Source organism: Bacillus cereus group sp. N14, assembly GCF_016483555.1.
Lineage (GTDB): Bacteria > Bacillota > Bacilli > Bacillales > Bacillaceae_G > Bacillus_A > Bacillus_A wiedmannii.
In genome coordinates, this window is the sequence record NZ_JAEHBQ010000001.1 from 182,491 (window position 1) to 206,169 (window position 23,679).

Below are 23,679 nucleotides of genomic sequence, written 5' to 3' on the forward strand. Positions count from 1 at the left end.
AAATCACATTTTTTATGATGAGCAAAATAGTCCATTGTTATTATACAACATGTACCACTATAATATGTCAAGCAATTTTTCTTGATTTCAACTTTTCATCATCGACATATGGTGTCAAGTAATTTTTCTTGATTTCTTTTTTCTACGGTGTTGCATTCTCTTTTTAGTTGTGTTAAATTATAGTAGTGTTTTTAGCATCGCAAAAAAGACTAACATTGAAAAATTACGTATGGTAAGGTATCAAGGGAGGGAAATATAAATGGCTCGTGTTTGTGCTATCACTGGAAGAAAAGCTCGTTCTGGTAACTCTCGTTCTCACGCAATGAACGCTACAAAACGTAAATGGGGCGCTAACCTTCAAAAAGTTCGCGTACGCATCGACGGAAAAGTTCAACGTGTTTACGTTTCTGCTAGAGCATTAAAATCTGGCAAAATCGAACGTGTTTAATAATAAAAAAAAGAGCCGATAGGCTCTTTTTTTACTATGACAATGGAAAAGCACCGGTAATAGGTGCTTTTTTTAATCTTTTTTGAAGGTATTTAACATGGCACGAACAATTCCACCAAGAAATTTAGGTAACTTAATTGTATAAAATCTCATGGTTTCCCTCCTAATCCCCATTACTCCACTTGTTCACTATATGATGTAAGGAGCAAAATTGTTTCTTTAATCAGTGCTTCTTATCACCATTAATATGCCAGAAGTAAATGAAAAAGTACCTTTTTCCTCAACGAGTTCATTACTAATACAAAGTGTTGATCCCCATTCTATTGTTTTATTAGTTAGAGGATACTTAAAACCAAGTAATGTAATCCCTTCTACTATTTCAGTAACCGGCACAAAAGATACATAAGGGAAATTTTTATTTTCTTCAATTATATGTGTACCCACTTTTTTCACGCTTATTTCATTTTTATTATCTACAATACACATTTCTATCCCTACTTCTAACCCTCTTAAAAGCATCTGTATATTTGCTAAACCGTGATCCAGCCTTCCACCGGTGGCACCAAAAATACGAATCAATGTCGGATTTTCTTCTAACGCCCAGTTAATCGCAATTTCTAAATCTGTTTGATCTTTTTCACGAGGAACAATATGTAAGTCATTTGTTTGCTGGCCCATCCATACTAATTCCTCTTCAGTAACTGAATCGTAATCTCCAAATGCAACCGCTGGAGTAATCCCTCCTTTTAATAGACGATATACTCCTCTATCAACTGCCGCCCACACTACTTTCTCATTTTCATATCGAGAAAAATCTGCACAATATTCCGCAGGTCCACCCGCTAAAATATGAATAATCATGTTTCCTTCCCCTTCTATTGTAAAAAGGCAATCTGCCATTCGGTAGATTGCCTTTTTACATATTTTTTCTCTATCCTTTATAAATAGTGAAAACTTACTACACTAGCAGTTTCACTAGGATAAAGACTCGTTCATTCATTATCCACGAATGACACGAATTGCTTCACCACGGTCTTTTTGATTGTATACTGCTGATCCAGCTACAAGTACATTTGCTCCTGCTTCAACACAAAGTCGTGCTGTTTCAGTGTTTACACCACCATCAACTTCAATTTCTACTTCTAGATTGCGCTCTTTAACCATTTCTGCCACTTGTTTAATTTTCGGTAATACAGAATGGATGAATTTCTGTCCACCAAATCCAGGGTTTACTGTCATAAGTAATACCATATCGATATCTTCTAATACATGCTCAATCGTCGAAACTGGCGTATGCGGATTTAATACAACTCCCGCTTTAATGCCATGAGACTTAATTAGCTGAATTGTACGATGCAAATGAGGGCACGCCTCTACATGAACAGTAATAATATCCGCTCCCGCTTTTGCGAAAGTCGGGATATAGTTATCAGGATTTTCAATCATTAAATGTACATCTAATGGTAAAGATGTAATTGGACGGATAGCTTCTACAATTAATGGTCCAATCGTAATATTTGGTACGAAATGTCCATCCATTACATCGACGTGAATGTAATCCGCTCCACCTTTTTCTACATCTTTAATCTCTTCCCCTAATTTTGAAAAATCTGCTGATAAGATCGATGGTGCAATTTTAATCATAACTAATACCTCGGCTTTCTCTCTCTAATTTCTTCTACGAATTGTTTGTAATTTTTATAACGATATTCTGTAATCTTCCCTTCTTCAACTGCTGTCTTCACAGCACATTTCGGTTCAGAAAGATGTGTACACCCTCTAAATTTACAGTATTGGCTCGCTTCTTTCAACTCTGGAAAACAATATGTAAGATCTTCTACCTCTATATCTATGAAATCAAGTGAACTAAAACCAGGTGTATCTGCAACTAGTCCGCTTCCAACCGCAATTAATTCCACGTGTCTTGTCGTATGTTTCCCGCGTCCTAAATGCGAGGAAATATCATTCGTTTTCAGTTCTAACTCTGGACGTAAAACGTTAAGCATAGAAGATTTTCCAACACCAGATTGCCCTGCAACGACAGAAATACAACCTTCTAAGAATGGTTTTAAAATATCAATACTTTCCGATGTATTTATAGAAGTAAATAATACATCATATCCCATCTCACGATAGTCATTTGCATAAGATTCAACAGTCTCTCTCATTTTTTCATCCACTAAATCCATCTTACTAATGCAAATAATCGGCTTAATGTTATGATATTCAATCAGCACTAAAAATCGATCTAATAGTCCCGGATTAAAATCTGGTTCTACTGCAGAGAAAACGAGAATTGCTTGATCAACATTAGCAATAGGAGGCCTAACAAGTTCATTTTTCCGATCAAATACTTCAAGCACATATCCTTCAGTTGGATTATCTGCTTGAAAGACAACTTGGTCTCCTACCAGTGGCGTAATTTTATTTTTTCTGAACACACCACGCCCACGGCATTGTGTAATCCCTTCTTCATGCTGCACATAATAAAATCCACTTAGAGCTTTTACAATTTTTCCTTCTGGCATATAATTCTCCTTTATTTTGTATAAAGTGAAGCTGTCATTAATATTAAATGGTTTAAAATTCTTTAAATACTTATTTCAAAACCCGTCATATATACAAGTTAATATATTTAATCTACCATCAAATTTAAAATATTATTTATAACAGTATCACTTTTATAGCTTTTTGAATCATATATTTTTGCCTGTTATACAGTCCACTATATGTAGACAGCATAACAGGCAAGAGTAATACATTCCATCCCCTCTAGAAAGAAAATGGAAGTCATTGTTATTGAGTTGGGTATGGTACTTCTTTGTCGATAATCGTTACACCATCTCGTACAATTTTATAGTGTCCTTTTGTACCTTCTTGAATTACAAATTCTAAAGAAATAGTTGCCGACTCTGAAATTGTTCTAGTTTCAATTGGTCTATCCATTTTTTGTTGCATATCTTCTTTATAAATTTCTATTGTTTGCGGTTTTTTCTCACCAATTATAGAAGACTCATACGGAATAGAAATATTATCCACTTTCACTGTTTTCGTTACTTTCGGCTTAGGCCCCTCTGAGATGATAATCGTCACTTTATCTCCTTCTTTTAACGGCGTTCCTGGTTTTGGAAATTGCGAAATTACAAGTCCTTTATCAACAGTATCGGAATACTCTCGTTTTATATCTGGAGTTAGTTTTCTCTCATTCAAATAACCGTTTACGCTATTTTCAGTCCATCCTGAAAAATCACCTGGTCTAATTTGATAAGGACCTTTACTTACCCAAATTTTCAGTTCTTGTTCCGCCTCTACTACCATTTGATCAGGCGTCGGAATTTGCTCTACGATTTCACCTTTTGGCCTATCATTTTCAATATAATTTATTGTAACTTGCTTATATTTTTCTTCTAATTCATTCCTTATACTCTCAAAATCTTTTCCTGTGAGATCACTCATCTTACTTTTCTTTTTTCCACCTGATTGATAGATAGTAATTTTAGAGTTTTCTTTCACGACTCTACCAGCCACAGGGTCTGTTTTTATCACATCACCGGTTTCAACATCATCTGTATATACAATATTAGGTTCCGTAACCTCAAAACCCTTTTCAACTAATTTATTTACTGCTGTCGTATACTTCATACCAGCCACATCAGGGACTTTTACATCTTTTGGAATAAAGAATCCCGGAATAACAGTAAGCGCTAACGTTATTCCAATTGCTAAAAGTAAAAATGTCGTAATTAAAACTTTGATCCATTTATTACTTCGTTTTTTCTTCTTATTTAATTCCGTTTCTTCTTTTCTTTTCTGTTCATCCACTTTACTTCCTTTTAAAACAATTGTTTCATCAGTTACATTTTCGAATAATTGTTCTTGTTGAATAATCGGAATCGCTTTTGTCGCTTCCATATCTTCCGGTATGTAAAATGGCTGCTCATTTATCCTCTCTGGATATAGCGCAGTTTCAATATCTCGTTTCATCGCATTGGCAGATTGATATCGGTGAAACGGATCTTTCGCAGTTGCCTTTAATATAATATTTTCGACACTTTGCGGAATATTTTCATTCCATCTCTTTGGAGACGGAATTTCACTTTGTAAATGTTTTAAAGCTATAGCAACAGCAGATTCGCCAGAAAACGGTTGTCTTCCTGTTAACAACTCAAACATAACGATTCCTAGGGAATAAATATCTGATTGTTTATTTGCTATCCCGCCGCGTGCTTGTTCTGGTGATAAGTAATGCACCGAACCGAGTACCGAATTTGTATGTGTAATTGTTGTTGCACTTGTAGCTGTCGCAATTCCAAAATCTGTTACTTTTATTACTCCATCAGCTCGAATTAAAATATTGTGCGGTTTAATATCACGGTGCACAATTTCAAAATGATGGGCGTGTGCCATGGCGGATGTTAACTGCTCCATAATATCAAGAGCTTCTCCTATAGGTAACATCCCTCGCTCAATTATGTATTGCTTCAATGTTTGTCCTGGTACATACTCCATTACAAGATAATATATACCATCTTCTTCTCCGACATCATACATATTCACAATATTTGGATGCGACAACGTTGTAACAGACTGCGCTTCTCGATGGAAACGTTTAATAAACTCTTCATTATTTGAATAGTCGAGTCTTAATATTTTTACCGCTACATCTCGGCCAAGTATATCATCATGAGCTAAATACACATTGGCCATTCCACCACCACCAATCATTTTCAGCAGCTTATAACGGTCATTTAAGCGTTTTCCAATCAGCACGTTGCACTTCACCTACTTTCGTTTGTCGAACCCGCATAATCAATAAGAACAAGGGTGATATTATCTTCCCCGCCACGATCATTCGCCAATTGAATGAGACGTTGTCCCTTAGCTTCAAGCTGTTCATTTAACTGTAAAATTTGTTGCATATCAGCAATAGAAACTTTGTTAGATAACCCATCCGAGCAAAGAAGTAACTGATCATCTTCCTCAAGCACCAATGTTTTAACATCTAATCCGACTTTTTCTTCTGTTCCTAATGCCCTTAACAAAACATTCTTTTTCGGGTGATATTCTGCGTCTTCTTTTGAAATTTCACCATGTCTTACAAGTTCATTTACAAGTGAGTGATCTTCCGTTACAAGCGAGATTTCTCCCTCTGATACCATATAACAACGACTATCTCCTATATGACCTATTGTCACAAAGTTTGGCGTACAAATCGCTATTATAAGTGTTGTTCCCATACCATTACATTCTACATGTTGCTTAGAGTACTCATATATACGCTCATTAATAATCCCAACACTCGTATGTAACCACTCTTCTACTTTTTTTGGTTCATTCATATTATGCGTTTGCTTCCAATAATCATGGAATAATTGAATGGTCATCGAGCTAGCTACATCACCAGCTCGATGACCTCCCATTCCATCTGCTACTACCGCTAAAATATTTCCATCTAAATTGTGAAAAACTCCCGCACTATCTTCATTATGTTGACGAACTTTTCCTTTATCTGATAGAAACACGGCTTTCATCTCGTCACCTCGTCTCTTCTTTACGCTCCTTCGCACGTAACTGACCGCAGGCTGCATCAATATCATGACCTTGTTCACGGCGAATTGTTACATTCACTCCACGATCTTTTAACGTTTTTTCAAATAAGAAAATTTGTTCACGTGGCGTACGTACATAATCACGTTCAGGTACGTAGTTTACCGGAATTAAGTTTACATGACATTTTACACCTTTTAAAAGCGCAGCAAGTTCTTCAGCTTGCTCAACTTGGTCATTTTCTCCTCCAAATAAGCCATATTCAAACGTAATACGACGCCCTGTTCTATTTACATAGTATTTAACAGCTTCCATTAAGTCTGGTAGCTTATAAGCACGGTTAATCGGCATTAATTTTGAACGTAACTCTGTATTTGCAGAATGCAATGAAATCGCAAAATTAATTTGCATATCTTCTTCAGCGAACTTATAAATTTTTGGAACAATTCCACTTGTTGAAACTGTCATATGTCTTGCACCAATATGAATTCCTTTTTCATGGTTTACAATGCGTAAGAATGACATTAAGTTGTCGTAATTATCAAACGGCTCTCCAATTCCCATAACAACAAGCGAACTTACACGTTCTTCTGTTTCATCAAGTGCACGTTGCACTTCTACTACTTGCGCTACAATCTCTCCAGCCTCTAAGTTTCGTTTTAACCCACCAAGTGTAGATGCACAGAACGTACAACCAATACGGCATCCAACCTGTGTTGTTACACAAATAGAATTTCCATATTCGTGTCGCATTAACACTGTTTCAATAGAATAGCCATCATATAATTGGAATAAAAATTTAATTGTTCCATCAGAAGATGTTTGTTTTACTAATGTATTTAAAGTAGTAATATCAAAGGAATTCGACAATTTATCGCGTAATCCTTTAGAAAGATTCGACATGTCGTCATAATTTTTTACACGTTTTTTATATAGCCAATCAAAGATTTGTCCTGCACGGAATTTAGGTTCTCCTTGTTCCTTTAACCAATCTTGCATTTCATGAAGTTGTAAAGAATAAATTGATGGTTTCTTCGTTTCTAGATTTTTCTTTTGTTTTCTCACAGTCGTTTCCACGATGCTACACCTTCTTCCTTAAACAAGCAATATAAAAGCCATCTGTTGCAAAATAATGCGGTAAAATTCGCACTTGACCTTCATCAATATACGGATTTAATTTTTCTGGCATGCGATCTTTTATCGTAGTATCCCATTCAAATTCAGGATGCTCTTGTAAAAATTGCTTTATTACTTGTTCATTTTCTATTTTTTCTATTGTGCACGTACTATAAACAAGGCGACCACCTTGTTTTAATAACGGTGCTATTTTTTCTAGTATTGCAAGTTGAATCGTCGATAATCTTTCACTATCGCCTTTATTTTTACCTAACTTAATATCAGGTTTACGTCTAATCACACCAAATCCAGAACATGGTGCATCTACTAATATTTTATCAAATGTTTCATTCGCGAAGTGTTCTTGTACTTTTCTAGCATCTAGTGCTTTTGTTTCGACATTTTCTAAACCAAGTCTCTCCGCTTGTTGTTTAATTAAACGTACTTTGTGTGCATGTAAATCAAGAGACATAACTTGACCTGTTCCTTTTAATCGCTCTGCAATGTGCGTTGTCTTTCCGCCCGGAGCAGCACAACTATCAAGAACTTCATCTCCCTCATTTGGTTCTAAAGCGCGTGCTACAAGCATAGAACTTTCATCTTGAATAGAAAGAAAACCTTTTTTGAACGCATCTGTATGCGCTACATTCCCTCTTTCAATTTGAATTGCATCCTCTGATAAATCGCCGCGCTTCGCTTCTATACCTTCACCAGCCAACAACTCAATTGCTTCTTCTACTGTTATTTTATCAACATTTACACGCGCTGTTGGTACCGGGGGTAGCATGTTCACTTCACACATTTTCTCTGCTGTCTCTAAACCATATTCAGAAGCCCAGTCTTGCACAAGCCACATTGGATGACTTGTTGCAATTGCCAAACGTTCTATTGGATCCTTGATTTCATCTACAGAAGGTACCCCTTCTCTCTGAATCGAACGTAATACCCCGTTTACCATACCAGCAATCCCTTTATGCCCGCGACGCTTTGCAATTTCAACTGCTTCATGAATAGCCGCTCTTTCTGGCACTCGGTCTAAATAAATCATTTGATATAAAGATAAGCGAAGTAATACTCTTACCCACGCCTCAACCTTCTTTTTTAAAAAAGGCTGTAAATAATAATCTAATGTGTCACGACGTTGAATCGTTCCATATACAATTTCAGTTAACAAACCAATATCTTTTCTATCAATTGCATTTTTTTCAATTAGATTATTTAAAAGTAAGTTACTGTATGCACCACTTTTTTCTACTTGAATTAAGCCATCAAGAGCTAACTCACGAACATTTTGTCTCATGCATTTTCTCCTAACTTCGTTCCAATTTCAGGTTTTGTGCCACGTAAAAATTGCGAACAACTCATACGTTTTTTACCAGAAGGTTGCAATTCAGTGATTTTAACACCTGTCTCATTCCCTGTTGCAACAACAAATCCATCTTCTTCAAGAGCTACTATTGTACCTGGTTCAGCTTTCTCTGTAATAGAGACCTTCTCTCCCCACCATACTTTAATAACTTGTCCTGCCAAAGTCGTATAAGCGACTGGCCATGGATTCAATCCGCGAATGTGATTGTATACTTCTTCACCTGTTTTTGTCCAATCAATTTTCTCTTGCTCACGTTTTATATTATATGCAAACGTTACTTCTTCTTCGTTTTGTTTAATTGGTTCTAACTTACCTTGAATTAATAAAGGTACTGTTTTAGATAGAAGGTGTGCCCCTGCTTCACTTAACTTATCGAATAAAGAGCCTGTCGTTTCACGCTCTTCAATCTCGACTTCTACTTGCGTTAAGATATCACCAGCATCCAATTTCTCTACCATATACATAATTGTAATACCCGTTTTTTCTTTACCTTCCATAATTGCATAATGGATTGGTGCACCACCACGAAGTTCAGGTAGTAAAGATGCGTGGACGTTAATACATCCATACTTCGGTGCTTCTAAAATTTCATTTGGTACAATCTGACCGAAAGCAGCTGTTACAATTAAATCTGGCTCTAATGCCAAGACTTGTTCATATTCGTCTTTTTCACGAATTCTTAACGGTTGTAACACCGGAATACCATGTTTTTCTGCTTCAACTTTAACAGGTGTAGGTGTTAATACTTTTTTTCTACCTACCGGACGATCAGGCTGCGTCACAACACCTATTACATCATAGCCATCTTCGATAAGACGACGAAGCACCGGCACTGAAAAGTCCGGTGTTCCCATAAATACTACTTTTATCATTCAAAAACCGCTCCTTTTAATACCTATTCTAATTCGTTTTCCTCATAATATCTTGTCACTTTCGATGTAAATAACACACCGTGTAAATGATCGATTTCATGTTGAATGGCACGTGCTAAAAATCCTTCTGCTTCTAGTAAAAATACTTTACCTCGGCGATTTTGCGCACGTACTTTAATATAATCCGCACGTTCCACTTCACCATAAAGTCCCGGGAAGCTTAGACAGCCTTCGGGACCTACTTGTTCACCACGTTTTTCTAGTATCGATGGATTGATTAACTCGATTTTTCCCGTATCATCACCGATATCAACTACCGCAACTTGCAAGCTTACACCTACTTGAGGCGCAGCTAAACCGACTCCGTCCGCAATTAACATTGTTTCATGCATATCTTTCAACAATTTCACTAACTTTTTATCAAAGTTAATTACTCTTTCGCATGGTGTTTCTAATACTTCATTTGGATGCTTTACTATTTCTAAAACTGCCATATTTCCCTCCGCTACATTAACATTGTTGGATTAAAATCAATTGAGATTTGTAGCTCTTTTTGCATTTCTGCTTGATAATGTTCATTTACCATTTTGAGCACGTTCTTTAAGTTTGGTTCCCGTTTGTATTTTATCATGCATTGATAACGATATCTATCTTTTATCCTTGGAATTGCTGAAGCAACCGGTCCTAACACCATCGTTTGCTCTGTGCAGTGTGCCCGTAAATGACCGACAATTTTTTCCGTCACTTGCACTGCCTTTAATAATTCTGGATGAGATACTGTTACAAGTACAACATAGTAATAAGGTGGATATTGTCTTGTTCGTCTCATTTGCATTTCTTGATCAAAAAACACATCATATTGTTGGTTCTTTGCTAACTCTATACTGTAATGTTCTGGCGTATACGTTTGAATTATAACTTCCCCTGGCAATTCATGTCTGCCTGCTCGTCCACTTACTTGCGTCAATAACTGATACGTCTTTTCACTCGCTCGAAAATCAGGCAAGTGAAGCATCGTATCTGCAGTTAAAACCCCGACAAGCGTTACTTTAGGAAAATCTAATCCTTTCGCAATCATTTGTGTTCCAAGTAGTATATCTGCTTTTTCTTCCCCGAACGCCTTTAATAATTTTTCATGCATTCCTTTACGACTTGTCGTATCTACATCCATTCGAATGACTCGTGCCTCTGGAAATAGTTTTGTAATTTCTTCTTCTACCTTTTGTGTACCTGTACCAAAGAAACGAATATATGTACTTTGACAAGCAGGACACGCAGTCGGCATATTCTCTTCGTGACTGCAGTAATGACATTTTAAACGATGGTTCATTTTATGATATGTCAGCGAGATATCACAATGCGGACATTGTACAACATACCCACAATCACGGCACATAACAAATGTAGAATGACCTCTTCTATTTAAAAAGAGCACCATCTGTTCTTTCTTTTCTAATCGATCTGCTATTTTTTCATGCAATGCCTTCGAAAACATGGAACGATTCCCGTCACGAAGTTCCTCACGCATATCAACAATCTCTACTGTTGGTAACGCTTGTTTATTCATACGTTTTTCCATCGTTAGTAATTCATACACACCTTTTTTCGCTCTTGCAAACGATTCAAGTGTCGGTGTTGCACTACCAAGAACGATAGGACATTTATGATATTGCCCCCTCCAGACAGCTACATCCCTTGCATGATACCTCGGATTATCTTCTTGCTTATAGCTCGATTCATGCTCCTCATCAATAATAATAATCCCTAAATTTTCAAAAGGAGCAAATACAGCTGAACGTGCACCAACTACAACTTTCACTTCTTTTCTTAAAATTTTACGCCATTCATCATATTTTTCTCCAACAGACAGCGCACTATGAAGAACCGCAACTTGCGAGCCAAATCTGCCTTTAAAACGATCTACCATTTGAGGCGTTAGTGCAATTTCAGGAACAAGTACAATAGCTTCTTTCCCTTTCGCGAGCACCGCTGCTATAGATTGTAAATATACTTCTGTTTTTCCGCTTCCTGTAACACCATATAGTAAAAATGGATTGTAAGTTTCATTTGTAATTGATGATAAAATCGGTGCAATAACTTGCTTTTGTTCCTCCGTAAGTGGGAATGGTTTCGTTTGTTCAAAATCATCATCGTCATACGGATTTCGGTACACTTCCACATACTTTTCTGAAATTAGCCCCTTTTTAACAAGTGCTTTAATCGGAGCGTCTGTTATTTGCAACTCTTCTGTTATCACTTTCAACGGCACACTTTTATAATTTTCCACAAAATAATAGAGTACGTCTTGTTGTTTTTTACTTTTCAGTTCAAATGCTGCTAATTCCAATTTATCTTCTGACAACTCCGGTTGAACGACTCTTTGTTTCTTCTTTTGCACTTTATCTTTTACCTGATAAACAACTTCAATCGTGCCATTTTTAATTTCTTGTTGAATCGTGCGGTATAGATGCGGCTGCGTCTCAATCGCTTCCCAATCTATCGCTTCTTTGTCCTGAAATAAAAACAGTAGTTCAGGTGCTACTTCTTCTTGTTTACGAAGTTGTAGACGCTTTTTATACGTGGCTTTTATTGCCGTTGGAAGCATGACTTGAAAGGCTGAAATCATATAACATAACGTTTCGCTTGTAAGCCAATATCCAAGCTTTAATAATTCCTCGTTTAAAACTGGTGTTACATCTAATATTTCATGGATTGTCTTTAGCTTCTTACTTTCTACTTCAGCCGAATCTTTGATCCCAATAATAAAGCCTTGCAATTTCCTTGGGCCAAATGGAACTACTACACGCATGCCTGTCTGAACAATATCTTCCCACTTTTTAGGGATAATATAATCAAATGGTCGATCTGTCTGACGTGCAGGTACATCAACAATTACACTTGCAAATTTCATAGACGATCATCTTCTAACATCATTTCAATTTGCTTTAATATTTCACGAGCAACCTCTTTCTTCGTTAAAAGTGGTAACTCGATAACTTCTCCATCTTTTCTATACATTGTTACAATGTTTGTATCTGTACCAAATCCAGCTCCTTGTGCCTTTACATCGTTCGCAACAATCATATTCGCATTTTTCTCACGTAATTTTTTTGTTGCGTATTCCTCTACCTTTGTCGTTTCAGCCGCAAAACCGACAAGTAACTGTTTATCCTTCATCTCACCTAACGTTTTTAAAATATCTACTGTTCTCTCAAGTTCGATTACAGCATCACCATTTTTCTTTTTCATTTTATTATCATGAACATATTTCGGGCGATAATCTGCAACTGCTGCTGTTTTAATGACAACATCTACGTTTTGATACTGTTGCAGAACTACTTCTAACATATCTTGTGCAGATTCCACTTGTACCGTATTTACATGTAATGGTGGGTTTAATGCTGTCGGTCCCGAAACAAGTATGACATCAGCACCTAAGTTCGCTGCCACTTCCGCAATTGCATATCCCATTTTCCCAGAAGAAAAATTGGTCATAAAACGCACTGGATCAATCTTTTCACGAGTTGGGCCAGCAGTTATTAATATTTTTTTTCCTTGCAACGGTTTTTGTTCGGAAAAAGCCTCTTCTAACCGTGCAATAATTGCTTCCGGTTCTTCTAGTCTTCCCTTCGCAACATAACCACACGCTAAAAAACCTTCTCCAGGCTCAATAAATGTATATCCTAACGTTTTCAACGTCATCATATTTTTTTGTACAATTTTGTTTTCATACATATGCACATTCATAGCAGGTGCAATCCACACTGGGGCTGTAGTAGCTAACAAAGTAGTTGTAATCATATCGTCTGCAATACCACCAGCTAACTTCCCAATACAATTGGCAGTAGCAGGTGCAACAAGTACTACATCTGCCCAATCTGCTAAATCGATATGTGCAATAACAGCCGAGTCTTTCTCATCGAATGTATCTGTATATACGTCATGGCGAGAAAGTGCTTGAAATGTAAGAGGCGTAACAAACTTCATTGCCGACTCACTCATCATTACTTTTACACTAGCACCAGCTTGTGTCAATTTACTAGTTAACGCAGCCGCTTTAAAGACCGCAATGCCTCCTGTTACACATAGAAGTATCTTTTTCCCTTTTAGCATATGGCTCGTCCTCTTTCTTTTTCAAACTTATAATACTGAAACAGAATTCCCAGCTCATCAGTACCAATATTTCTTCCCTATCCTAAAAAAATAACAACCTACTTGTAAATAGGTTGTTACCGTTACATAGAAAATTATAAAGTCTATGTTTTAATTTGTCGAAAAGAATGTCTTAATCGATGATTTTGCCTTCGCTTGGTACATATTTTAATACTTCTGCATCGATTTCTTCTAATGATTTACCTACACATTTATGAGAAACAGGTTGCTCGATAACACAGTTATCAGCAAGTTGCATTTCACGCGCACGTTTTGCAGCTACTGTTACAAGTGTATATTTAGAATCGATTTTTGTTAATAATGAATCAATTGATGGATTTAACATAATTATAGACCCTCCGTCATTTCTTTATAATATTTTGCTACTCTTTCGCGGCGGCAATGTTCACCAACCACAATTGCTTTAATTCTTTCACAAGCTAATTCAACTTGATCGTTTTCTACAACATAGTCGTAAGCGTCCATCATTTCGATTTCTTCTTTCGCTACCGTTAAACGATTTTCAATAACATCTTCAGTTTCTGTACCACGGCCGACAATACGGTTCTTTAGTTCAGATAAACTTGGAGGTGCTAAGAAAATAAATACACCTTCTGGGAAAGCTTTCTTAACTTGAATTGCTCCTTGCACTTCAATTTCTAAGAATACATCTTTTCCTTCTTGTAATGTTTTTTCAACATAGTCAATCGGTGTTCCGTAATAATTACCTACGAACTCAGCCCACTCCAGTAATTTTTCATTACGAATCATTTCCTCAAATTCTTCTCTCTCTTTAAAGAAATAATCCACACCATCTACTTCACCTTCACGTGGCTTACGTGTCGTTACTGAAATGGAGTACTGAAAACGTGTATCCTCATGACTAAACAGCTCTTTTCGAACCGTTCCTTTACCAACCCCAGAAGGTCCTGAAAGAACGATGAGCAATCCTCTTCTACTTCTCATAAATATGTAAAACCTACCCTTCCTCACTTAAATCTTCTTTATTATTCAAACGATGTGCAATCGTCTCTGGCTGAATTGGACTTAATACCACATGCCCATCATCCATAACAATAACCGCCCTTGTTTTTCTCCCATACGTAGCATCAAGCAAAGCATTATGTTCGCGTGCTTCCTGTACTGTTCGTTTAATAGGAGCTGACTCCGGACTTACAATAGCAATAATTCGATGAGCAGATACAATATTTCCGTATCCAATATTTAAAAACCGCATGGCCATAGTTTGCGCCTCCTAGTAAGTCTATCCGATTTCTCCACCACGTATAACTTTATATATTTTTTGAAAGCTACTCAATATTTTGTACTTGTTCACGAATTTTTTCAAGGTTATTTTTCATTTCTACAACATATTTTGAAATTGTTAAGTCATTTGCCTTAGAACCAATCGTATTAATTTCTCTATGCATCTCTTGCACGATGAAATCCATTTTCCTTCCAACAGGCTCTTCAATCTGCAGTGTTTCACGAAATTGCTCTAAATGACTTTGCAAACGAACTAACTCTTCGTGAATATCACAACGCTCTGCAAAGATTGCGACTTCTGTTAACAATCTTTGTTCATCTAGATCTTGATTATGTAATTCTTTTAAGCGATTTTCTAATCGTTCACGATATTTTTGTGTAACAATCGGTACATGCGGAATAATTGCATTTACACAATTGTGAATCTCTTGTAAACGATACGCTATATCTTTATGTAATCGTTCTCCTTCGCCATCTCTCATCGTTTTTAACATATGAGCAGCTTGGCGAACAGCCTCATATAAACCGTTCTCAAATTGTTCATTTACATTTTCTACTTCTTCAATCGCTGTTACTTCTGGCATTTCCATTAATTGCTGAAGTGTAATAGAATCTTGTAATTGAAATTTTTCTTTTATATCTTCCATAATCGATTGGTACTGCTCAAGAAGCGACCAATTCACACTTAATTTTCTTTCAACAAGCCCTTCACCCGTTATACTAATAGACACTTCAATGCGTCCACGCCGAACTTGTTCTGCAATTATTTTACGAATTTTTTCTTCAAATATCATCATTTGCTTCGGAAGTCGAATACTCATCTCTAGGAAACGGTGGTTCACCGATTTCATTTCTACTGTAATTTGAAAAGTATCATTTTCCACTTTCGATCTTCCAAATCCTGTCATACTACAAATCATTTTTATCACATCCAAGCCATGAAATAACTCAATGAAAAAGGTAATAGAGACAAGGCTCTACTACCTTCTGTAAATTATATCACATTTTCATATCATTGACTATTTCAAGTTTAATCCCTTCTTATATAATACTGACTTTTCCTTCTTCCCCTTTTTCCCTGTTAATAAAGAACCTACTAATAAGAAGGTCGGAATTGATGACAAACCTCCAATTAACAACCAATCTCTCGCTTGTATTGGCATTGTACTAAAGATCGGTTGTAGCGGTGGGTAATATATAACCACTAACATTAACAGTAAAGAAATAATAACCGCTCCTACTAAATACACGTTCCCAAACGGATTACGGTGGAAGATAGAATGTTCACTTCGGCAATCAAATACATGAATAAGTTGTGCAAGTACCAACGTCGCAAACGCCACAGTTTGTGCATATTTCAGTTCATTTGGATGCTGATTATATGCAATAATAAACGCCACTAACGTCACTGCTCCAATTAGAAAGCCACGGCTTATAATTTTCCAGGCAAGCCCTCTAGCAAATACCCCTTCTTTCGGATGACGCGGCGTTCTCTTCATAACGTCTCCTTCCGCCTTATCCAATCCTAATGCCATCGCCGGTAATCCGTCAGTCACTAAGTTCACCCATAAAATTTGAATGGGAACCATCGGCAGCGGTAATGCAAGTAACATTGCAAATAACATGACTAAAATTTCTCCTACGTTCGATGCTAATAAATAACGAATAAACTTACGTATATTCTCGTATATATTTCTACCTTCTTTAATTGCTGATTTAATCGTAGCAAAATTATCATCTAGCAAAACAAGAGAAGAAGCTTCTTTCGCAACGTCTGTCCCTGTAATTCCCATCGCTATCCCAATATCCGCTGTTTTTATAGCCGGAGCATCGTTTACTCCATCACCTGTCATCGCTACTATATGCCCTTTATTTTGCAACGCCTTAACAATCTTCAATTTATGTTCAGGTGATACTCGAGCAAATACATACGTATCTTCTACAACACTTTCTAGTTCCTCTACATCCATATTCGCGAGTTCTACTCCTTCAACAACACGTCCACCAGGTGGTAAAACCCCTAATTGTTCCGCAATTGCCATTGCTGTCACTTTATGATCTCCTGTAATCATCACTGTTCGAATACCAGCTTCTCTGCACTCTTTTACAGCCTGTTCTACCTCTGGTCTTGGCGGATCAATCATTCCCTGTATCCCGACCAACATAAAATCTTTTTCAACGTCTCTTTCATGTTCAATAGAATCTGTTACTTTTAATGGCTTAAATGCAACTGCAATTGTTCGGAGCGCTTGACTACCTAAACTATGAATAGCCGCCTGTACTTCTTTTCTATACAACTCACTTAACGGTTGTTGCTTATCCCCCCATAAAATCGTTTGACTCATTTGCAGGAGGACATCTGGTGCTCCCTTCGTAACAAGAAACTTTTTCCCCTCCCTATCTCGCACAATAACACTCATCATTTTTCGAGTTGAATCGAATGGAAATTCACGAATAATTTCAAATTTCCCTTTCAGTGCCTCACGCGTTATCCCCGCTTTCATTGCTGCAGCTACAAGTGCTCCCTCAGTTGGATCTCCATCTAATACATACGCCTTTTTCTTTTGAATAATATTTGCGTTATTACAAAGTGAACCAAATGTTAGTAGTTGATACAGTGCTTTTGTTTTAGCTGGATCGCATTCTTTTTCACCTTTCAAAAAAGAGCCATTAGGTTCATATCCTTGACCCGTAACTTTCCATAATTCCCCACCTGACCACATATGTGTTACCATCATTTTGTTTTGCGTCATTGTTCCTGTTTTATCAGAGCATATAACAGAAGCGCATCCTAACGTTTCTACCGCTGGTAACTTCCTTACAATTGCTCTCTTTTTAATCATACGCTGTACACCAAGCGATAAAGCTACTGTAACAATTGCTGGTAATCCTTCAGGAATAGCAGCAACAGCTAGCGACACGCCTGCTAAAAACATATGATACACTTCATTCCCTTGATACACACCGGCTAATACAACAAGCGCTGTCAAAATAAGAGCTACAATAATTAATATTTTCCCGAGTTGCTCTAATCTTCTTTGCAGTGGTGTTTCCATTTGCTCTGCATTTTGTAACATATTTGCAATTTGGCCCATCGCTGTATTCATACCAGTTGCTACAACGACCCCTGTTCCAGCTCCTCGTGTAATCATCGTACCCATAAAAGCCATATTTTTTTGATCACCAATTGAAACATCTTTCCCCTGCAGAGCTTCTACCTTCTTCTGCACCGGTACTGACTCTCCTGTCAAAGCTGATTCTTCGATATATAAACTTGATGCCTCAACAAGACGTACATCCGCCCCAATACGATCACCACTAGAAAATTTAATGATATCACCTAAAACAAGTGCTTTAGACGGTGCTTTTACCCAATTTCCATTCCGCATTACAGTAACTTGCGGGGCGGCTAGCTCTTTTAAAGCTTCCAGTGACTTTTCAGCCTTTCTTTCTTGAAAAAAGCCAAGAATACCATTGATAATAACAATCGCAACAATCGCAATAGAATCAATGTATTCACCTAAAAAAGCTGAAACTATTGTTGCACCAAATAAAACAAGCACCATAAAATCTTTAAACTGCGCCAAAAATACCATCAGTGCAGAAGGCCTTTTGGCTTCATCTAATTCATTTGTACCAAATTTTTTTATTCGCCCTTCTGCTTCCTTCTCTGTAAGCCCAACCTTCACATTCGTATTCGTTCTTTCTTCCACTTCGTGTGCGCGCATTCCATACCAGTTCATCCCGCTATCGACCTCCTGATTCCAGACATACTCTATTGAAAGCTTATTCAGCCTCGTCCAAAAAAATGCTATAATTAACTTTTAGTTAGAAAGGAGTGTTCATTTATGGCATTCGATGGATTATTTACAAGAGCAATTACACATGAAATTGCAAATTCTCTTTACACAGGAAGAATTTCCAAAATATATCAACCTTCAAAATACGAGATTTTATTACATATTCGAGCAAACGGAAAAAATCAAAAACTAATTCTTTCCGCTCATCCGACATATGCACGTTTACACTTAACAAATCAAAATTACGATTCACCTGCACTTCCGCCAATGTTTTGTATGCTTCTTCGTAAGCATTTAGAAGGTGGGTTCATTGAAAAAATTGAACAAATTGATTTAGAGCGCATTATTCAAATTACAGTTCGTAGCAGAAATGAAATTGGTGACGAATCGCTAAAAACATTAGTAATTGAAATAATGGGACGACATAGTAACATCATTTTAGTAGATACAAAAACAAACAATATTTTAGATAGCTTAAAACACGTTTCTTTAGCGGTAAACCGACATCGAACTGTATATGCTGGAGCGGAGTACATTGCACCACCAGCACAACATAAAATTAACCCACTCCAGATTGAAACAAATGATGAATTTATTAGACCGCTAGACTTTCTATCTGGAAACATGGATAAACAGCTTGTCGGCACCTTTACGGGAATTTCGCCGTTATTCGCAAAAGAAGTAGTGAAAAAAGCAGGTATGGTAAATGAAAAAGCATTAGCGGACGCATTTTTCTCCATACAAAAACCATTACTAACTCATACATATTCACCAACAATGACTACTTCAAATGGGAAAGAATTCTTTTATCTTTTCCCTCTTGCACACTTGCAAGGAGAAGACAAGACATTCTCATCTGTTAGTGAATTGCTAGACCGTTTCTTTTTCGGAAAAGCAGAGCGCGACCGTGTAAAACAACAAGCTTATGATTTAGAGCGCTTTATGCAAAACGAAAAAAATAAAAATGAGAAGAAACTCATTAAACTAGAAAAAACATTACAAGATGCCGGAAAAGCAGATAAATATCAACTATTTGGAGAACTACTTACAGCCAATATGTACGCTTTGAAAAAAGGTGATAAAGATATTGAAGTCGTTAACTATTACGACGAAAATGGCGGAACTGTAAAAATTACATTAGATCCTTTAAAAACACCATCTGACAATGCGCAACGCTATTTCCAAAAGTACCAAAAAGCGAAAAATTCAGTTGTTGTTGTAGAAGAACAAATCGAAAAAACAAATGAAGAAATTCTTTATTTTGATAGCTTACTTCAACAAATGGAAGCTGCTTCTTCAAAAGATATTGAAGAAATTCGCGAGGAATTAGCTGAAGAAGGTTATATGCGCAATCGTAAAGCAAAAAATGCTAAGAAGAAACCAACTAAACCGGTATTAGACAAATATTTAGCTAGTGACGGAACAGAAATTTTCGTCGGTAAAAACAACAAGCAAAACGATTATTTAACAACGAAGTTTGCCCGTCGTGATGAAATTTGGTTACATACGAAAGATATCCCTGGGTCTCATGTTGTCATTCGTTCTCTTGAACCTACCGAAGAAACCGTGTTAGAAGCTGCTAAAATCGCTGCCTATTTCAGTAAAGCAAAAGATTCTAGTTCTGTTCCTGTAGATTTCACCAAAATACGCCATGTCAAAAAACCGAGTGGTGCAAAACTTGGTTTTGTTACGTACGACAATCAGCAAACCGTATATGTAACACCTGATGCTGATACTGTAATGAAATTAAAAGCTTAAATATAAAAATGCGTTGCTCATAAGCAACGCATTTTTATATTCGTTCAAACTAGTTCATATACCCATTCACTAATTCATAACATCTTTCTTTTGTCATGTTGTATTTCTCTTCTGAAGCTTCTATACGTCTCATCGTTCCGTTATTTGTATCAGTACCAATTGCTTTAACCTTACTTTCCTTTTCTTTAACCCACGCAATTTGTTTCGTTTTTAATGACTGGAATGCATCAGGGGACATCGTATTTTTTAATGTACTGTAAATTTCATTTAGCTTATTATCCCACAGTTCATAATTTCCTTCTATTTCATTTACTATGTCATTTGTTGATATAGCATTTATATGTTTTTCTTGGTTTTCTAGAGCTGCTAACTCATTTAAAACCTTAGTTTTACCTACCGCTAACGAAGTTTCTTTTTTTGAACTAGTATACGTACTAGAATCATTCCCCTTAACTGTTTCTTGCTCTTGAATAAAATCCTTTTTCGTTACCTTTTCTTGCTCTTCATCATCTACATTGTGAGTAATAACCGAGTTTTTGGCGTCAACAGCAACTACTCCGTTACTTTCTTTAAAAATATATTTTTTATTTCCACTATTCTCTTCTCTAACAAAAGAGACATTCTTGAAACCCTGTACTCTAAGAAGTTCTTTAGCTTCTTCTTTAGTTAAATTTAAATCTACTGGCGTATTTGATGACCATTTATCCATTAACCAATTTCCATCGGTATACACTAAAACAAATTCCCACATCTCCGCTTCACTCCCCATATCATTTGCAAGAGTAAGCGTCTCAACCTTTAAAACATCATTTTTCTGTGAATAAGTTATCCTCACGTCCGGCTCAATATGAATCGGAAATGGTAACATATCAGTTTCTCTTGATCTATTAAATGTATCAAGCAATCCTGGAAGCTCCTTCTCCACAAACTTATCTGAAACTAACCCCTTAACGCCTTTTTTAGCTGTTCCTAAATCTCCAGGATTATTTCGGCTCCATCCATTTTCTTTTTCCATCTCATTAAATGCATTTGCTATTGCATCTACATTCTTTCTTACAATCTTTTTCGCTTCTTTTTCTGTCACTTCTGGCGCTTCATTAAGCTGTTCAATCGTTTCATTTACTTGAACTTTGTTTTCACTTTTTTCACAACCTGTTACAACTAACATACTAGCCACCAAGCAAAATGACATTACTTTACTTAATTTCTTCATGTATTCACAACCCTTATTCCTTCATATTCGTTACGTTTCCCTATCTTCGAGAGAAATCCAACAATTACCTATTATATCAATAACAATTATTTATTTATATATTAAATTTTACATCAGAACAAAACAAAGAACATACTTTCAAAATATATATACTAAAAAACCTCTTATCCTTTTCTTCCATATTGTCAAAAAAATTGACAGTGCTCTTTCGAATTTGTATAAATTTTTTGACAAATTGTAAAGAAAGTGAAATTGTAGTCGATATTTTTCTCATTCTCCCACTGACAATTGAAATAATCTGTATTTCACGAGCAGCCCACCACCCACAAATAGCGGGCTAAATTTCCTACCTAAAAGATATGCAATTTCTGCTAACTTCTCTCGAAAAATATTTTTGTGGCACGCTATTTGCTTTATTCAATACTGTGAATAGGGGGAATTAACATGACTTTAAAAATTAATAAAATCCAAAATCAACTACAAAACTATGAAATTGACGGATTACTAATTACAAAAAAAGAAAATCGCCAATATGCAACAGGCTTTACAGGTAGTGCTGGCGTCGTCTTAATCTCTGCGGATAAAGCTGTTTTTATCACTGATTTTCGCTATGTAGATCAAGCGAAATCACAAATAAAAGATGCTGAAATTATTATGCATACAGGAAATTTAGAAAAAGAAATTGCACATCAAGTATCGAAATTAAACATTCAAAAACTTGGAATTGAAGAAAACAACATGACATTGCAACAATATAAAAACTTACAAAAATACGTACATGCGGAAATGGTTCAAGTGTGCGAAATCATTGAAAATATTCGTATTATTAAAGACACGCCTGAAATAGAAACAATGAAAATCGCAGCTAATATTGCTGATGAAGCATTTCACCACATCCTTACGTTTCTAAAACCAGGAATAAGTGAAAATGATGTACGAGATGAGTTAGAATTTTTCATGCGGAAAAAAGGAGCTACATCCTCTTCCTTCCAAATTATTGTAGCTTCTGGCGTCCGTTCTTCACTTCCTCATGGAGTTGCATCAAATAAAATAATCGAACGAGGTGACATCGTTACATTAGATTTCGGCGCACTTTACGACGGATATTGTTCCGATATTACACGTACTGTAGCAATTGGGGAACCATCAGAAGAATTCAAAAAGATATACAATGTTGTACGAGAAGCGTTAAAACGTGGGACGGAAGCAATTAAACCTGGGGAAACTGCGAAAAGTATCGATGATATAACGAGAGATTACATTACTGAACATGGATACGGCCAATATTTTGGACACTCTACTGGTCATGGTCTTGGGTTAGAAATTCATGAACCTCTCCGCTTATCCCAAGAAAGTAAAGCTACTTTAGAAGAAGGTATGGTTGTTACAGTGGAACCAGGCATTTATATACCAGACTGGGGCGGTTGCAGAATTGAAGATGATATTGTCATCACAAAAGACGGATATGAAGTTATTACAAAATCAAATCGGGAACTAATTATTATTCCTTGTTAAAATCATGGGCTTTTTAAAAGGAGTTTTTCGCTGCACATAGAATTCTTTCTCTGGAGTCATCGTTTAAAGAGGGGGAATTTAAATTGAACTTTGTAATTGATAAAATAGATGGTTTACAGCTTGAATTTTCCAAACTTGTTTCCATGATGAATTACGCTCGCTATACAACAATGCAAGCGGTGGAAGGTTTAACAATTGAAGAACTTGATTATTTGTATGATGAAGAAGCAAATTCAGTCGGCATGTTATTGTACCATATGGCCGCTATTGAATTTTACTACCAGATTCATACTTTTGAAGACCGTGAACCAACGGAGGCTGAGTTAGAACGGTGGTTACCTGCTATTGAGTTAGGAGATCTTGGACGCGAGAAAATAAAAGGCAACTCTATAGAATTTTACATACGTACATTGCAAGAAGTACGTTCCAAAACGATCGAGACTTTTCAATCGTTACCTGATGAATGGTTATTTAAAACGACAGACTTTTGGTATGATAAACCAGCAAATAACTACTTTAAATGGTTTCACGTATTTGAAGATGAAATCAATCATCGCGGACAAATTCGTTTAATTAAGAAAATGCAAAAAGCCCATTCAGTAAAGTAAGAAAGTGCCACCTTA

Annotated in this window: 22 protein-coding genes; 4 read left to right on the plus strand and 18 right to left on the minus strand. The window is 36.4% G+C overall.

Annotation, left to right across the window (positions count from 1 at the left end; genetic code table 11):
• Positions 1-259 precede the first annotated feature (259 nt).
• Positions 260-448 carry a 50S ribosomal protein L28 gene (gene rpmB, locus JDS82_RS00870; RefSeq protein ID WP_000124776.1) on the plus strand — a complete coding sequence of 63 codons (189 nt, stop codon included), beginning with the start codon at positions 260-262 and terminating at the stop codon, positions 446-448.
• Between the two features lie 72 nt (positions 449-520).
• Here rpmB and spoVM read toward each other — a convergent pair whose 3' ends face one another.
• From spoVM to JDS82_RS00955, 17 genes are all read right to left on the minus strand, one after another.
• Complete coding sequence (gene spoVM, locus JDS82_RS00875) at positions 521-601, minus strand: stage V sporulation protein SpoVM (RefSeq protein ID WP_001213599.1); 81 nt, start codon at positions 599-601, stop codon at positions 521-523.
• Positions 602-667: 66 nt separating this feature from the next.
• A complete protein-coding gene (locus JDS82_RS00880; protein ID WP_002096352.1) occupies positions 668-1,348 on the minus strand; it encodes a thiamine diphosphokinase in 681 nt (226 codons plus the stop codon).
• Between the two features lie 99 nt (positions 1,349-1,447).
• Positions 1,448-2,092: a ribulose-phosphate 3-epimerase gene (rpe, locus tag JDS82_RS00885; protein ID WP_000589963.1), complete on the minus strand. Its 645-nt coding sequence runs from the start codon at positions 2,090-2,092 to the stop codon at positions 1,448-1,450.
• Positions 2,093-2,094: 2 nt separating this feature from the next.
• Positions 2,095-2,976, minus strand: coding sequence for a ribosome small subunit-dependent GTPase A (rsgA, locus tag JDS82_RS00890; protein WP_001113945.1), 882 nt, complete (start codon positions 2,974-2,976; stop codon positions 2,095-2,097).
• 268 nt (positions 2,977-3,244) lie between these two features.
• Positions 3,245-5,218 (minus strand): serine/threonine protein kinase PrkC, encoded by a 1,974-nt coding sequence (gene prkC, locus JDS82_RS00895; protein ID WP_000904764.1) that lies wholly within the window; start codon positions 5,216-5,218, stop codon positions 3,245-3,247.
• Positions 5,219-5,226: 8 nt separating this feature from the next.
• On the minus strand, positions 5,227-5,979 hold the full coding sequence (locus tag JDS82_RS00900) for a Stp1/IreP family PP2C-type Ser/Thr phosphatase (RefSeq protein ID WP_061678218.1): 753 nt from the start codon (positions 5,977-5,979) through the stop codon (positions 5,227-5,229).
• A gap of 4 nt (positions 5,980-5,983) precedes the next feature.
• Positions 5,984-7,072, minus strand: a complete 1,089-nt coding sequence (gene rlmN / locus JDS82_RS00905; protein ID WP_000450539.1) for a dual-specificity RNA methyltransferase RlmN — start codon at positions 7,070-7,072, stop codon at positions 5,984-5,986.
• Between the two features lie 4 nt (positions 7,073-7,076).
• Entirely contained in the window at positions 7,077-8,411 is a 1,335-nt protein-coding gene (rsmB, locus tag JDS82_RS00910; RefSeq protein ID WP_001249653.1) for a 16S rRNA (cytosine(967)-C(5))-methyltransferase RsmB, read from the minus strand.
• Positions 8,408-9,352, minus strand: a complete 945-nt coding sequence (fmt, locus tag JDS82_RS00915) for a methionyl-tRNA formyltransferase (protein WP_000598793.1) — start codon at positions 9,350-9,352, stop codon at positions 8,408-8,410. The genes rsmB and fmt overlap by 4 nt, the downstream gene beginning before the upstream one ends.
• 23 nt (positions 9,353-9,375) lie before the next feature.
• Positions 9,376-9,846, minus strand: coding sequence for a peptide deformylase (gene def, locus JDS82_RS00920; protein ID WP_000279468.1), 471 nt, complete (start codon positions 9,844-9,846; stop codon positions 9,376-9,378).
• Positions 9,847-9,857: 11 nt separating this feature from the next.
• Positions 9,858-12,263 carry a primosomal protein N' gene (priA, locus tag JDS82_RS00925; protein WP_000666707.1) on the minus strand — a complete coding sequence of 802 codons (2,406 nt, stop codon included), beginning with the start codon at positions 12,261-12,263 and terminating at the stop codon, positions 9,858-9,860.
• On the minus strand, positions 12,260-13,465 hold the full coding sequence (coaBC, locus tag JDS82_RS00930; RefSeq protein ID WP_199712515.1) for a bifunctional phosphopantothenoylcysteine decarboxylase/phosphopantothenate--cysteine ligase CoaBC: 1,206 nt from the start codon (positions 13,463-13,465) through the stop codon (positions 12,260-12,262). Before coaBC ends, priA begins: the two co-directional genes overlap by 4 nt.
• Before the next feature lie 172 nt (positions 13,466-13,637).
• Positions 13,638-13,850, minus strand: a complete 213-nt coding sequence (gene rpoZ, locus JDS82_RS00935; protein WP_000933965.1) for a DNA-directed RNA polymerase subunit omega — start codon at positions 13,848-13,850, stop codon at positions 13,638-13,640.
• A gap of 2 nt (positions 13,851-13,852) precedes the next feature.
• Positions 13,853-14,470 carry a guanylate kinase gene (gmk, locus tag JDS82_RS00940; protein ID WP_001257740.1) on the minus strand — a complete coding sequence of 206 codons (618 nt, stop codon included), beginning with the start codon at positions 14,468-14,470 and terminating at the stop codon, positions 13,853-13,855.
• 13 nt (positions 14,471-14,483) lie between these two features.
• A complete protein-coding gene (gene remA, locus JDS82_RS00945) occupies positions 14,484-14,747 on the minus strand; it encodes an extracellular matrix/biofilm regulator RemA (protein WP_001251456.1) in 264 nt (87 codons plus the stop codon).
• Between the two features lie 67 nt (positions 14,748-14,814).
• The gene (locus tag JDS82_RS00950) at positions 14,815-15,690 is read right to left on the minus strand and encodes a YicC/YloC family endoribonuclease (RefSeq protein ID WP_000563110.1); all 876 of its coding nucleotides are present in this window, start codon (positions 15,688-15,690) and stop codon (positions 14,815-14,817) included.
• Between the two features lie 99 nt (positions 15,691-15,789).
• Entirely contained in the window at positions 15,790-18,513 is a 2,724-nt protein-coding gene (locus JDS82_RS00955) for a calcium-translocating P-type ATPase, SERCA-type (protein WP_048565651.1), read from the minus strand.
• Between the two features lie 105 nt (positions 18,514-18,618).
• On the opposite strand from JDS82_RS00955, the gene JDS82_RS00960 reads away from it, so the two are divergent.
• Positions 18,619-20,328 carry an Rqc2 family fibronectin-binding protein gene (locus tag JDS82_RS00960; RefSeq protein WP_000863260.1) on the plus strand — a complete coding sequence of 570 codons (1,710 nt, stop codon included), beginning with the start codon at positions 18,619-18,621 and terminating at the stop codon, positions 20,326-20,328.
• A 49-nt stretch (positions 20,329-20,377) separates the two neighbouring features.
• On the opposite strand, the gene JDS82_RS00965 is transcribed toward JDS82_RS00960, so the two are convergent.
• Positions 20,378-21,541 (minus strand): lysozyme inhibitor LprI family protein, encoded by a 1,164-nt coding sequence (locus JDS82_RS00965; RefSeq protein ID WP_033658710.1) that lies wholly within the window; start codon positions 21,539-21,541, stop codon positions 20,378-20,380.
• 444 nt (positions 21,542-21,985) lie between these two features.
• Here JDS82_RS00965 and JDS82_RS00970 point away from each other — a divergent pair, with 444 nt between their 5' ends.
• Together JDS82_RS00970 and JDS82_RS00975 are read left to right on the plus strand one after the other, a co-directional pair.
• Complete coding sequence (locus JDS82_RS00970; protein ID WP_000172797.1) at positions 21,986-23,056, plus strand: M24 family metallopeptidase; 1,071 nt, start codon at positions 21,986-21,988, stop codon at positions 23,054-23,056.
• A gap of 83 nt (positions 23,057-23,139) precedes the next feature.
• On the plus strand, positions 23,140-23,664 hold the full coding sequence (locus tag JDS82_RS00975) for a DinB family protein (RefSeq protein ID WP_001012027.1): 525 nt from the start codon (positions 23,140-23,142) through the stop codon (positions 23,662-23,664).
• Positions 23,665-23,679 lie beyond the last annotated feature (15 nt).

Excerpts from the sequence above, each read along its gene's own strand:
- gmk (WP_001257740.1), bottom strand. The coding sequence starts at position 14,470 with ATGAGAAGTAGAAGAGGATTGCTCATCGTTCTTTCAGGACCTTCTGGG.
- rpoZ (WP_000933965.1), bottom strand. The coding sequence starts at position 13,850 with ATGTTAAATCCATCAATTGATTCATTATTAACAAAAATCGATTCTAAA.
- spoVM (WP_001213599.1), bottom strand. The coding sequence starts at position 601 with ATGAGATTTTATACAATTAAGTTACCTAAATTTCTTGGTGGAATTGTT.
- priA (WP_000666707.1), bottom strand. The coding sequence starts at position 12,263 with ATGAAATTTGCAAGTGTAATTGTTGATGTACCTGCACGTCAGACAGAT.
- rpmB (WP_000124776.1), top strand. The coding sequence starts at position 260 with ATGGCTCGTGTTTGTGCTATCACTGGAAGAAAAGCTCGTTCTGGTAAC.
- JDS82_RS00960 (WP_000863260.1), top strand. The coding sequence starts at position 18,619 with ATGGCATTCGATGGATTATTTACAAGAGCAATTACACATGAAATTGCA.
- JDS82_RS00970 (WP_000172797.1), top strand. The coding sequence starts at position 21,986 with ATGACTTTAAAAATTAATAAAATCCAAAATCAACTACAAAACTATGAA.
- JDS82_RS00950 (WP_000563110.1), bottom strand. The coding sequence starts at position 15,690 with ATGATTTGTAGTATGACAGGATTTGGAAGATCGAAAGTGGAAAATGAT.
- fmt (WP_000598793.1), bottom strand. The coding sequence starts at position 9,352 with ATGATAAAAGTAGTATTTATGGGAACACCGGACTTTTCAGTGCCGGTG.
- JDS82_RS00880 (WP_002096352.1), bottom strand. The coding sequence starts at position 1,348 with ATGGCAGATTGCCTTTTTACAATAGAAGGGGAAGGAAACATGATTATT.
- def (WP_000279468.1), bottom strand. The coding sequence starts at position 9,846 with ATGGCAGTTTTAGAAATAGTAAAGCATCCAAATGAAGTATTAGAAACA.
- remA (WP_001251456.1), bottom strand. The coding sequence starts at position 14,747 with ATGGCCATGCGGTTTTTAAATATTGGATACGGAAATATTGTATCTGCT.
- rpe (WP_000589963.1), bottom strand. The coding sequence starts at position 2,092 with ATGATTAAAATTGCACCATCGATCTTATCAGCAGATTTTTCAAAATTA.
- coaBC (WP_199712515.1), bottom strand. The coding sequence starts at position 13,465 with ATGCTAAAAGGGAAAAAGATACTTCTATGTGTAACAGGAGGCATTGCG.
- rsmB (WP_001249653.1), bottom strand. The coding sequence starts at position 8,411 with ATGAGACAAAATGTTCGTGAGTTAGCTCTTGATGGCTTAATTCAAGTA.
- rsgA (WP_001113945.1), bottom strand. The coding sequence starts at position 2,976 with ATGCCAGAAGGAAAAATTGTAAAAGCTCTAAGTGGATTTTATTATGTG.
- JDS82_RS00955 (WP_048565651.1), bottom strand. The coding sequence starts at position 18,513 with ATGAACTGGTATGGAATGCGCGCACACGAAGTGGAAGAAAGAACGAAT.
- JDS82_RS00900 (WP_061678218.1), bottom strand. The coding sequence starts at position 5,979 with ATGAAAGCCGTGTTTCTATCAGATAAAGGAAAAGTTCGTCAACATAAT.
- JDS82_RS00965 (WP_033658710.1), bottom strand. The coding sequence starts at position 21,541 with ATGAAGAAATTAAGTAAAGTAATGTCATTTTGCTTGGTGGCTAGTATG.